This window comes from Paenibacillus elgii NBRC 100335, from assembly GCF_004000865.1.
GTDB classification, from domain to species: Bacteria; Bacillota; Bacilli; order Paenibacillales; family NBRC-103111; genus Paenibacillus_G; species Paenibacillus_G elgii.
In genome coordinates this window covers 132,583-144,914 of record NZ_BIMB01000012.1, presented here as the reverse complement: position 1 = coordinate 144,914, position 12,332 = coordinate 132,583, and the positions used below count along the sequence as shown (strand labels likewise).

The following is a 12,332-nucleotide window of genomic DNA, read 5'->3' as shown; positions in this document are numbered from 1 at the left end:
AAGTGTCTTTTATTTGTTCTTTTTAGAGAGAATCGAGATATCTTTCTAATGTCAAAATGCACCTGTCTATTTCTTCTTTTACTAGTTGTAATCTTGGTAAATCAATATCATCTTCCAAACAGTGTTTTAAAATATTGATTCTACGGTATGTACTTGATATCTGAGAAAACTCATATATTGGTAAAACAAGAGCTGATTCTACCTTAAAGACATCCCAAGATCCGATAGTAATTTGGTTTTTTGCTATTTCTGGTGAAAATCTTCCTTGGCTAATCATGATAGAAATAATTTTGTTTATGTGAGTTAGTTCTTCTACTACTAGTGTCAATAAATTTTTATTTCGAGCATTTTGTTTTAACTTCTCGAAATCATTATTTTTTTGAATTTGATATGCAGCAACAAAATATGCTACGAAGCCTCCAATTATTCCGCCGATAATATTACCTAATGATCCAATTAAAGATCCTATCCAATCTTTCCCCGCTTGAAGATATGCTATAATTAATCCAACAGAAATAGAAATGGTGACAATTAAAACAACTAATGATGCTAAAAAAATCACTTGATTTTTAATATTTTTCATAAGTTCTCCCTTAGATGGCTGTACTGCCGTAAGAATCAAATAGCCCTCGAAGAGAGAATCTATCTATATCACTCACCCGAAGGCTTTCAGACTTTCCCAGAATTTTTTCAGTACTCTCATTTAATTTTATGAGGTTGCTCGGATCATGTGCAGGGAGAACATTTAGAGAAAAGTAGACTTCAATAAATTCATTGAATTCTAAAGGGTAGTATGGAAGTCCACAATTATCGCAGTCAAGGGTCACGTCATTTAGTACGCTTAAATCGTCGTATATATATCTATCCAATTCAGAACAATTTGGACAGATTAATTTATATTTTACATTCATAATATTAATGGGTTTTTGAACACAAAGAGCGAATATACTTACAGCAATTGACTCGTTGATTTTTATGTCGAGCGCAAACTGTAATGGATTTAGATTATTGTATGTGAATTTATTTTGGATGGCTAGCCAATTATCTAATTTTTCAATAATGAAGGTATCAATCTTGTAGTTCCTCAAATGCGTTAAACTCGGAAAAAACATGATTTTCAACCTCCTCTTTATGATGATCATACAGAAAATGAATGGTGTAGCATTCTTTAAAAACTTCAAGTTTTGTTCTTATTTTTTCTAAAGGCGAGAGATTATCTTTCTTACGATACCATGTTACCCATAATTTGTCTATCAACTGCATCTTATCAATTGAGTGTTTTGTATCAAGATAAATCTGGTACAGACTAATAGAACGATTTTCATCGCCGGTTTTAGCATTAACTGACGCACCCGTTCCATCGGTGTAATAGTATCTATCAATAAGTCCACGTTTACCCTCAGAATATGAGGAATATTCAAGAAAATTCTCTTGGATCATTGAACGAAGAATTAATCCTTCAAGTCGTTCTCTGAAATCCTCGATTATTTTGTAATCTTTTAATGGTAATTTTTCAATACAGTTACTTGTCAAAATTTCGATGTCATTATTAAGAACAGCAGTTTTCTTCCTAAAAGGTTCCTCGGCTTTTGCTGTCAGTTCTCTAAAAATCTTGAACAAAGTATTCCTATGAACAATAGCCCCCTCAGTTTGGATATCGAACATCAATTTCATCTGATTTAAATAATGAAGAAAAAGGGCCTTATCATTACTTTTACCAAAAGAGTTATTTCTTTCTCGAAGTCTAAAAATCACCATTCCTTTTATTAAATCTATTTCAATCCATACGAAATCAGTATCAAATTGTGGTGGTGCATCTGTACTAAATTTTTTCAGATTAACTTTATGTGTATAGCAAAAAGATACACAGTGAACAACGTCATGATCCCTTACTATGTTTAAATGTGCCAATTTAGGACTCGCAGGTCTTGTTGATTTTAATATTTCACTTGTAGAAATTGATTTTATACCGTTCTCAAAAAGTTTACTTTGTATGTATAAAAATGATTGAAGTTTTCTAATGGATTCATATTTTAATTCACAAATATACAGGGTTCTGTTTTTGCCACGTTTTAGTTCTTTTGAAACAAAAACTTCTAGGTCATGTTCAGAAATTATTTTGTTATTAATAGCTTCTTGAATTAATCTAACTCTGTCTCTTTTGTCTCCTCCCCTGTAAGGTTTATTAATTTTTTTTTCAATTATAAACCTTCTTAAGGAATCGCTACTCAAACCATCCTGTACATCCCTAGGAATTATAAAAGGATTTTTATATTCATATTGTTCAGCCTGGATTGACATAAAATCACCTTCAATAAATTTAATATATAAAAGTATTTCTTTGTCCCTTATTGTATAATAATACCATTATTACTATGGGAGTTGCGAACTAAATTGATGATATTTGTAAAAATTTTAGAAAAGAAGTCTTAATGGTAAATTAATTGTTTAATTTTAATTCGTTAAAGACGAACAAATATTTGCATTTACCCGCTGAATAAATGCAAGAGGTTAATTTGATCGCTTAACATCCCCGTTTTCCAAACCTTTGATAATACTATCTACAACTACCGCGTTTTTCAACTTATTCATTCAGACGTTGGTATTTGAAATACCATTATTTTGGTAAAAAGAATTAGATTGCACCCCCGGTTCATTTATTACGTCAATGATTCGACTCAATCTTATCTTCGTATTTATTTGGTTAAGATTATTTTGATAGAGGGTAGACTTCTGCGGAATACATAAATTTAACCTTGAACAATATTTTTTTTATAGTCTCGAAGTACCATTGTTCACATCTAGGATCCAAGGTAATTGAGTCTATTAGATCCCCGGATTAACATCAATTTCAACATGATTTTGATTATTTATTTCTTCAAAAAGTGCAACTAATCTAACTTCATTTTCAAGTTCAAATGCCCTTCGTTTAGTAATGAACCAACAAATTCTTGAACATGAGTTTCGTTACTAAGTTTATAGGTAGCTTCTCCGAGATCATCAAAATATAAAACGGGGGAAATAAATCCGCATTCAATTCCTTTTAAATTTTTCCTACGGTTGTTTGAATCATAATTCCGTCTTTATTAGGCGAATATATCCTCCAAAGAGCATCCGATTCTCCATTTAAGCTCCGGCATTGACCAAACACCCACTCGAAAGAATAATAAGCTCCGTATACATCCTCTTCTCCATCAAAATTCACAGGTATATTTCTTAATGGTGATTCCCAAGTATCCTCCCAGCTTATTACTCTCGTTAAGTATGTTTTTTATTTTCTATTTATGTATCTATATAGCTTTGTATCGGAATTAAGTTCAGTTGATACATCAATACCCAAGATATCTTCCATATAATTCTCCCTATTTACTTCATTTTTACAAGAAGTGATATTTTCACTAAATTTTAACCCAATCGCCACTACTACTATAAAACTTTGTCAGGTTATTTTCATAAGTTCTTTACAAATAATTTTTGAGATAGTGCCTTACTACTTGGTTAGCAAAATTTATATATTGATAGAAAGCCTCATGAATTCGTCTAATAATTGCGTCAACGTTGCTTTTCTGTTGAGCTTCCATCTCGTCTTCTTTAAATAATGCCTGAATCATGATTGTGTTGCTAATGGCCTCTGCAAACAAAAACTGTTCTCTTTCATATTCGTACATAAAAAAACCACTGTTTCCCTCGATTGCTCTAGAAATTTCGTCTCTATGCGGTTTTGAATAATGAAAAGTTACGTTTCGGATATTCGTCAATCGCTGTAAAATTCCAGCTTCGTTTCCATTGCGAAATAATGGCTTCAGCTCCTGGTAAATATCCAATATATCTTGTGGCAAATTTGCGATATAATTTTTAATCTTTTCTTCTTTCTCTGACTCCTCTAAATAAAAGATTGCTTCTCTTAAGGAGGCAGAAAGTAATCTAACTAGCGAGGGAAGTTCGGCTAATTGGATACTGACATCCCTTTTTCTATAATTTGCAATTAACCTTTTCTTAATAAAATAAAGATCATTATGTACAATACCTAATCCAATAATCCATTTAGCAATAATGTTATCGGAAGGGAATACTTCTTCCATTTTTAGAAAAGAGTACTTTTGCACGGAATTTACCTCCGTTAGTAGTGCATACATGTTTGTCCAAAACTACTGTCAAACATGATTATTTTTGTTCAGCCATAACATCGACACAATCAGTTGAGCCTCGTGAGCTTCCTCAGGTTCCGGTTGAACCTTGCATAGATATGTAGCAATCATGAAATCTTTCCCATCCGACAAATGCCATACCTGGTAACACGGCAGTTCTTGAGAACGAAAAACGACACTACCGAACGAACCAAATTTGCATTCTCCAGAGGTTTCCCCTATTAATTCAAACTCATCCCGATTAACTGCGGTTTTACACAAATCTACTAAGTCTTTTAGGGGCTAGGTAGCTTCCCTTTACGATACAGAGCGTAAGAAACTTCCAGGGCCTCTCTTCGCCGTTAGGCTGTGGTACGAAAGTAACTCCTCCACCATTTTTCACTTGCTCCCAACCGGGAAATAAAGTTACTTTCAAATATGCTTGCCGCACTATTCTAAATCACCTCGTTATTTACCAGCAATACTTCTAGGGTGGGAAGATCTGCTGGCGCCAATTTTTGACCCATCATATCAATAAAATAGTTATTTCTTTTGATTTGAAAAAATCAACAAACGATATTCGCAAAAATATTTGATGCAAAGACCAAGAAATGAAAGAGGCGTCACCATATATAAAATAATATTGTCGCTCATCTTTTCTAACGGTTTTTGCTGAATAAATTCCTTAATGAAGGCTGTTTCAGACAGTATCCTTGACAAGTCTGCATCAATGTTAAACGCATATTTCAAAAAGAAGCCAGCGATTAGAAAGAAGGCTGAGACACCTTCTACTGACATCTTAATGAATCGTAACCGTTTCTCGTCTTTTTTTCTAAATTCTAAAATCATTAAAGCCATCTGGGGAACAAGCATGAAAAACAAATAAATTAATGTAATCGAAAGAAGACTAGGTTTATAGCCTGTTTTAAGTAACAAATCTATACATAGCAGTGTGAGAGGTACTCCTATTAATAATGGCATTACCACAACGAAAACAAGCATTGCCTTTAAAATTTTGAGTAAAAAAAATTTATGATCACTGTTTAATACCATATTGCTTGAAAGATAAAAACTAGCTATTCCCAACAGAATCGCAGATATAAGCAATAAATAATTAGAATCAAAATAACCAAGCGACCAATCTTTTGGGACAGATAGGCTGACTATGTATAGGAAAGCACCTCTAAGAAAAAAAGCTACAGGCAGAAATCTATCCTGTGAATCTAATTTTAATACAAGTTTTTGTAAGACAAGTCGGAAATACAAATCCAAGTAGAACAACAATGTCCCAATATAAAAAATCAGCAGAAGCGTTTCAATAACTTTTAGAATAAGATCACCTTTGTTCCTAAACTATAAGCAAATAGTCCTATATGTCAGATCATACCATAATTTGTCTAATCTCGCCTTACATTTTTGATAAATTTAGGTACCTATGTTCCCATATCCTTCATTGTCTAACCACAAGTACCAGTCAAATGGTACACAATACACGTCAGACACGGACATCGATCGTATAGCAAATCTATTCAATGCGACCGCATGAACACCCCAAACGCCTAGAAAATCCTGTGGGACGATGAATTTTGTCTAAACGTTTATATAATATAGTGACAAGGTTTAGATGAGATTAAAGGGAACGGTTATCTATTACGATCATACAAAATGAAAAATCCCACCAGTTTAATTGGCGGGATTCCAAGTCATTTATTTGCAATTTTCATCTGAGAAGGTTTTGGCGGGTCTCGTCTCCCGGAACTCAATCAGCGGGATATAGACCCTCACTGATCATATCTCCGGGTAATAAAGCCAACCTCTCGATACGTACCAACCCAGCCACCATATTGTGGCTCGTAACGTTGTTTATATTTTTTCAAAATACCACCACACTTACCATACCAGAATTCAAGTTCCTCCGGAACATCGTTTTCGTTCTTGTACACATCTTCTACGGTATCAACATATAAGCATTCTTCACGTTTTTTTACTTGTTCTCCATATGCAGCTGGTACAATGGAGCTAATAACTAATGCCGACAGCAAGGCCAAAATATAATTTTTTTCATATAAAACTCCCTTCTAATAAGTATAGACAATTTCAAAATATAAGATTGCTCATCGGGTCTGTATCTCCCCTAATCCCGGTGCGAAGAAACTGAGCCGCAACTCGCAATTCATTACATTTCGTATCGAAGACAACAGGGCAACCCGTTTAGCCAGCTATCATTTCAATGTGCGTAAGTAACCTGAGCCGCTGCATTCGTTATCGGAAATGGACGGCGCCTTGTCCGTGTTCCTTCGTTATACCTCTGGGAGTAGGCTTATAGTTTCAAATCAACAAGAAAGGATCAGTTCGCTGGTGCTTCCTCCGTCTGGTTTATGCTCAAGTTTCGATCAAATCTAAGAGGAATTGAAACCACCGCGATAAATATAGGCATTGGTCCAACCCGAAGAATGCTCTCCTACATATATTGCATTAGCCCACTTTAGAAAAGGAGTGACATCGAATGGCGTTTATGCCTCCATTTGGACCACCGCCTGGAACGACTGTACAACAAGGGCCTACACTCCCTCCTCCACCTTTTGAACCCCCCATTTCTGCTTTTGCTGTTGACCCCGGAGCCATTTCCCGTTGCTTGTATCGAAACACTTTTGTTTGGCTTACGAATGGGAACCGCTTTTGGTTTTTTCCAACCTTTGTCGGGCGCTTTTCAGTTACAGGTTATAGGTGGACCGGTAGATTTTGGGTGATCTTTGGGATTAGTTTAAGAGAAATTAGCTCATTTTCGTGCTTTTAAATTTTCTCTCAGCTTCCTCCTTCGCAGCAGCAGCAATGCAATAATGAATTGCCGACAGGTAAGACATCTTCGCTGCTGCTGCCGTGCCCTCCTTACGTTCAGCTCCTGGTACGTCCGTTTTATGATAGGCAGCCACTTCCCTTTCTCGCCAATTAATTTTTTCAATTATAACTAAACAAATTATCATTTACATTCATTCGTGTCTATGCAAAAATATACATATATTGTAAACCGAAAATGAGATACATAATCTTTTCTGCTTTTGAAAGGTCCTTTAACCGGCACGTTGAAGCAATTAACTAAGAACACACTTATACGAATTAATAAAACAGGGGGAGTTTTACCATGTCGAAAAAATTACTCGTAGGAATAGGTCTTACCTTGGTTGTTTCATTAGCCGGTGCGGCGCTTGCAGTTGATGCTCAAGATAATGTGCCTGAAAATACAATTAATAAGAGATTTGAACCTGATGACCGTCCATGGAAAGAAACAGAAGCAAAAGAAGTTCTTGATCGAGTTTATGCTGAATGGGAGAAAGGTAAACAAAAGTTAACACAAAAGCAGCTTCTTGCAAACGAGAATGAATGGAAATTATATGCAGGCTTTGACATTGGAAAAGATTACACAGATCAACTATCTAAAGTTGAAGCTCAAAGTTTTCACATGAGTCTGTTCGAAGCTAAGAAAGCATATAAACCTGGTGATTCTGCATATGGAATTCTTATTAACAATAAAAACTCTGAGGCTAAGGTTATTTGGCAGCGGGCAGACGGAAAACTTCATGTGGCCGATCTTAAGAAAGATGACCAAAAGACTTCTCTTTCTTCTTCAAACGATTCACCCAAATGGAATTTAGCAGATGCAGTTGATTTAGATTAAACATTTTTACCTCCCCAAAGTGGAAGAGTCCCTGACCAGTTGATCGACTGGACGGGACTCTTTTGATGTTCTCTTATTTTAGCTCGGTCGCTTATTTCTTTGCGGTCTTTTTCTCGATCGGCTTAAAACCTTTCGTATCGTTCCACATCTTCTCGAATTCATCTGTAAATGTTTTTGCTGCCCCTTCCTCCCGGATCACGACCAGAACCTCATCGTTCGTTGTGCTTGCTGCTTTGGAGTAGTTGTAAGAACCGGTTGTTACGACCTTCTTATCTGCGATCGTCACCTTCAGGTGCATCAGGCCGGTGTGGCTGTTGATCTTCATCGGAATCCCCGCGCTGCCAAGGATCTTCAATGCCTCTCCCTGCGCCTTCCCTTCGGATTGGGTCTTGTCCGTAATCACACGCACTGCTACGCCGCGTTTCTTAGCGTCCCGGATAGCTGCTACAATATCCGGATGCGTGATGCTGTGGATCGCAACATCTAGCGTCTCCTTCGCCGAGCTAATGACATCGATCAGAATCTTTTCAGGATGCTGATCCGCTTTCGTAAAAGCAAACTCTGCATTCGTTGTTACTTGCTGTTTAGCTGTTTCTTTTGGTGTATCTTGCGGTGCTGTAGCCGGCGCGGTATTCTGCTCAGGAGCCGCATTTACTTTTGGAGGTTCTGCTTGCGTACAACCTGCATTCACGATCGTGATCACCAAGGCGAGGAGTCCGAGATACTTTTTCATAATCTATCTCCCTTCCATTTTTCCCCATGATAGCATGAATAATAATGCCTCCACAAATTCGACAAGAAAAGAAAAAATTCACTCTAGCCAGAGGGATTCATTATATTATTTTGATGCGGCAAACTAAAGTGGCCCATCGTGAATTTGTTTTTTATATTGTTATAATTGTATAATATACTAAACAAAAAGAGGCGCGTGAAAAAAATGAATGCTATTCACCTCAGGATAGGTCACAACTTGCAGCGTGTGAGAAAACAAAGACAGTTGAGTTTGGATAAAGTTGCGGATTTGACCGGGGTTAGCAAAGGTATGCTGCATCAGATCGAACGCGGGGATACACAGCCGACCGTAACCACCGTTTGGAAAATTGCTACCGGACTCAATATTTCATTTTCATCCCTCATCAAAGAAGACGAATCTGCAATATCGATCGTGAAGCGAAAGGATGCGCCCGATATAACAGAGGATAACGGCAATTGCCTAGTCTATTTATTGTTTCCATTCAATCCGCAAACTCAAATTGAAATGTTCACGATTGTATTGAAGCCTAAAGGCAGCTATGTTTCTACGCCGCACAATGAGGGTGTCCAGGAGTACATTACGGTTATTTCGGGGGAATTTAAAATCAGCATTAGGGATGACACGTATACTCTGCTTGCAGGAGAAGCGATACGGTTTACTGGAAACGTTTCGCACAAATATAGGAATGAAACGGACGAAAATGTTATCCTGCAAGTGGTTATGCATTATCCGGAAGCATAATACTGATATGTGATCACGATGGATAAGGAAGTGCTGCTATGGTTGAAAAAGTATTTTGGACAAATCCATACCTAACCGAACTGAATACTCGCGTCACCAGCGCAAATGGCGATGACATTACCGTGGAACAAACTATCTTTTATGCTTTCTCTGGCGGCCAGGAAAGCGATAGTGGAATGATTGGCGGGTTTTCAGTAAAACAAGCAAGGAAAGACGGACAAGAAATCATTTATACCCTGGAAGAAGGGCATGGCTTGAAAGTCGGCAATCAAGTGGCAATGACCATTGATTGGAATCGCCGTTACAGGCTGATGCGGCTTCATTTTGCAGCGGAGGTTATATTAGAACTGGCCTATAAGCATTTAGAGGGCATCGAAAAAATAGGCGCTCATATTGCTCAAGATAAAGCCCGAATCGATTTCCTATGGCATGAGAACATTTCACAATCTTTCCCTTTCATCGAGAAAGAATCCCGAAAAATCATCGAGGCCAATCTCGACATCGTTAGCGCCTTCAGCGACGAAGAAAATGGGAGAAGGTATTGGGAAGTCAAAGGTTTTTCACGGGTTCCTTGCGGCGGAACTCATTTGAAAAAAACCGGCGAAGTGGGAGAAATCAAACTAAAACGCAATAATATCGGGAAAGGAAAAGAACGAATCGAAATCTATATAAGCGAATAGCGCGCAGCTTTGACCAACCAAAAAGCTCAAGAAACCTCGTATCGTCGAGAGTTTCCTGAGCTTTTTTCTTTTACCTTTTGTCAAAGAATTTGCTGGATCTGTTCCAGAGGTCTTAACAAATTCTTTTTCATGAAATGCGCGGCCCCTTCGGAATCATGCGCTTCCAATGCGCCGATAATTTCCCGGTGTTCCTGGGCAGCGGCTTGTGATTCTCCAAGCGGTCGTTTTAGAAAAATATACTTATACCGCCGAATATGCATTTGTAAGGAAGAACTGAAAGAAACGATGTACGGATTGTCCGAAATATCAACGATCATGTTATGAAACTTCTCGTCGTACTCGACCGCCTGATACAAATCATTGTCTTCAACGTGCTTGGCAAAGGAATCGTTTAATTCATGCAATTGCCGAACCTGCTCCGGCTGAATTAGTCGGGCGGCGGTTTCGGCAGCTAGCGCATGCAGGGCCGCAAGGGTCGGGTACAATTTTAAAATATTCGTTTTGTCGATTGTCGTTACCCTCGTATCTTTGCCGGGGAACATTTGAACGAGTCCCTGCATTTCAAGGATCTGCAAAGCCTCTCTTACAGGCGTTCTGCTTACACCGAGAGCTGCGGAGATTTCCGCATCGTTTAATTTTTCATCCGGCTGCATGGTTCCTTCGATGATCCATTTCTGGAGTTGAGCCAAAGTTTTATCTTTTGCGGATAAACGGACGGGTGTTAAATAGTCCTTTGGAATAGGCATAGGAGTCTCACCTCTTGGCAGGCAATATTTCGATATTTAATATATCGCAATTTGCCCGAACAATGCAAATCGAATTTCCCCCTAACATTACAAGAAAAATACTTGGAAAGAAAGAGTTGACACATGATAGACAAGACATTAATATGTGATATATCGCATATGTATATTGTTCCAGAGGGTTAAATTACCCTACTTGGTCAGGAAAGGGGTTGGCTAACAAATTTGTATTGATAATAATAATCATTATCGTTTGATGATTTTGCGAAAGGAGGAACGCCGGGGCTTCACGATAAAATGAAGTGCTCTTGAGATGCATCCGAAATATAGAAACTCGTGGGGAGAAAACGACATGGCAACTAAAACAAATACGATTCATCCGTCATCCGATGCGATGAAAACCATCTATCCCATTTTGTTGATTATTAGCATGGTTCATTTGCTGAACGATACGATTCAGTTCATCGTTCCGTCTCTTTTTCCAATTCTCAAAGATTCGCTATCGCTCAACTTCTCGCAGATCGGTCTCATTTCACTGATGATTAATTTAACGGCGGCGGTCATGCAACCGGCTATCGGGATCTATACCGACAGTCGGCCCAAGCCTAAAATGCTGCCCATCGGCATGCTCTTTACGCTGATTGGAGTCGTTGCTTTGGCTTATGCCGCCCACTTCTGGGTCGTGATACTGGCCGTTATGCTGATCGGCCTTGGCTCGGCCGTATTTCATCCAGAGTCGGCGCGCGTTTCCTTCATCGCCGCCGGTCCGAAGAAAGGCATGGCATCGTCGATTTTTCAGTTCGGCGGCTTTATCGGGCAAGCTATTGCCCCTGTCATCACCGCGTTCCTGTTTGTGCGCACGGGGCAGCAAGGCGTGGTCTGGCTGGCCATTCTGGTTTGCATCGGATTCATCGCGCAGTTTTATGTCGCCGGCTGGTATGGAAGGCGGCTGTCTCCTGCGAAGAAGACGGAGGCTCCCCGGGAGGCCGGCCCGATGGCTCCAACCGTTTCAAAAGGGTACGTCATCCTCGCCATTACCATTCTTATGATTCTCGTCTTTTCCAAAAATTTATATGTCGCCGCCATCAGCAGCTACTACGCTTTTTTCGCTATCGATCGTTTTGGAGTTTCCATGGCTGAGGCACAAATTATTCTGTTTGTTTTTCTGGCAGCGAACGTGATCGGGCTGATGCTCGGCGGTTTGCTGGCCGATCGTTTTAGCAAGCTCAGCTTGATTTGGTTCTCCATTTTGGGAACGGCCCCCTTCTCACTGCTGCTTCCGTATTCGAACCTGACTTTTTCCGTGATCTGGATTTTTATGGCGGGCATGATTCTGGCTTCCTCTTTCTCCGTTATCATGGTGTATGCGAATGACTTGCTGCCAGGAAAAGTTGGACTGGTTTCCGGGATTTTCTTCGGACTGGCCTTTGGCTTAGGGGGGATTGGTTCGGCCATCTTGGGCAATCTTGCCGATTCGACCAGCATTGACTTCGTGATTTATTGCTGCGCCTACCTTCCGTTGATCGGATTATTGACGATCTTTCTTCCTTCCGATAAAAAAATGCGAGCTTCGGTTCGTGAGGCCGGCAAGTCATCGATCGCTTAGCAGAC

General features: G+C 38.9%; 12 protein-coding genes. 4 read left to right on the top strand and 8 right to left on the bottom strand.

Features of this window, described 5'->3' with window-relative positions; genetic code table 11:
• Positions 1–22 precede the first annotated feature (22 nt).
• The 6 genes from PEL01S_RS11980 to PEL01S_RS11955 all read right to left on the bottom strand — a co-directional run bounded on the left by PEL01S_RS11980 (position 23) and on the right by PEL01S_RS11955 (position 6,175).
• Positions 23–583, bottom strand: coding sequence for a hypothetical protein (locus tag PEL01S_RS11980; protein WP_127460455.1), 561 nt, complete (start codon positions 581–583; stop codon positions 23–25).
• Between the two features lie 10 nt (positions 584–593).
• Positions 594–1,112: a DUF5939 domain-containing protein gene (locus tag PEL01S_RS11975; RefSeq protein ID WP_127460454.1), complete on the bottom strand. Its 519-nt coding sequence runs from the start codon at positions 1,110–1,112 to the stop codon at positions 594–596.
• On the bottom strand, positions 1,069–2,301 hold the full coding sequence (locus PEL01S_RS11970) for a hypothetical protein (protein WP_127460453.1): 1,233 nt from the start codon (positions 2,299–2,301) through the stop codon (positions 1,069–1,071). Before PEL01S_RS11970 ends, PEL01S_RS11975 begins: the two co-directional genes overlap by 44 nt.
• Positions 2,302–3,461: 1,160 nt before the next feature.
• The gene (locus PEL01S_RS11965; RefSeq protein ID WP_127460452.1) at positions 3,462–4,106 is read right to left on the bottom strand and encodes a hypothetical protein; all 645 of its coding nucleotides are present in this window, start codon (positions 4,104–4,106) and stop codon (positions 3,462–3,464) included.
• 564 nt (positions 4,107–4,670) lie between these two features.
• Positions 4,671–5,399, bottom strand: a complete 729-nt coding sequence (locus tag PEL01S_RS11960; protein WP_127460451.1) for a hypothetical protein — start codon at positions 5,397–5,399, stop codon at positions 4,671–4,673.
• A gap of 509 nt (positions 5,400–5,908) precedes the next feature.
• Positions 5,909–6,175 carry a hypothetical protein gene (locus PEL01S_RS11955; protein ID WP_127460450.1) on the bottom strand — a complete coding sequence of 89 codons (267 nt, stop codon included), beginning with the start codon at positions 6,173–6,175 and terminating at the stop codon, positions 5,909–5,911.
• Positions 6,176–7,269: 1,094 nt separating this feature from the next.
• On the opposite strand from PEL01S_RS11955, the gene PEL01S_RS11945 reads away from it, so the two are divergent.
• Entirely contained in the window at positions 7,270–7,803 is a 534-nt protein-coding gene (locus tag PEL01S_RS11945) for a hypothetical protein (protein ID WP_127460449.1), read from the top strand.
• Between the two features lie 91 nt (positions 7,804–7,894).
• Here PEL01S_RS11945 and PEL01S_RS11940 read toward each other — a convergent pair whose 3' ends face one another.
• On the bottom strand, positions 7,895–8,536 hold the full coding sequence (locus PEL01S_RS11940) for a phospholipase D-like domain-containing protein (protein ID WP_127460448.1): 642 nt from the start codon (positions 8,534–8,536) through the stop codon (positions 7,895–7,897).
• Between the two features lie 204 nt (positions 8,537–8,740).
• On the opposite strand from PEL01S_RS11940, the gene PEL01S_RS11935 reads away from it, so the two are divergent.
• A complete protein-coding gene (locus PEL01S_RS11935) occupies positions 8,741–9,298 on the top strand; it encodes a helix-turn-helix domain-containing protein (protein WP_127460472.1) in 558 nt (185 codons plus the stop codon).
• 38 nt (positions 9,299–9,336) lie between these two features.
• Positions 9,337–9,978: an alanine--tRNA ligase-related protein gene (locus PEL01S_RS11930; protein ID WP_127460447.1), complete on the top strand. Its 642-nt coding sequence runs from the start codon at positions 9,337–9,339 to the stop codon at positions 9,976–9,978.
• Positions 9,979–10,058: 80 nt separating this feature from the next.
• On the opposite strand, the gene PEL01S_RS11925 is transcribed toward PEL01S_RS11930, so the two are convergent.
• Complete coding sequence (locus tag PEL01S_RS11925) at positions 10,059–10,724, bottom strand: GntR family transcriptional regulator (RefSeq protein ID WP_127460446.1); 666 nt, start codon at positions 10,722–10,724, stop codon at positions 10,059–10,061.
• Between the two features lie 349 nt (positions 10,725–11,073).
• Between PEL01S_RS11925 and PEL01S_RS11920 the strand changes: the two genes are divergently transcribed.
• Entirely contained in the window at positions 11,074–12,327 is a 1,254-nt protein-coding gene (locus tag PEL01S_RS11920; RefSeq protein ID WP_063187498.1) for an MFS transporter, read from the top strand.
• The last annotated feature ends 5 nt before the right edge of the window (positions 12,328–12,332 follow it).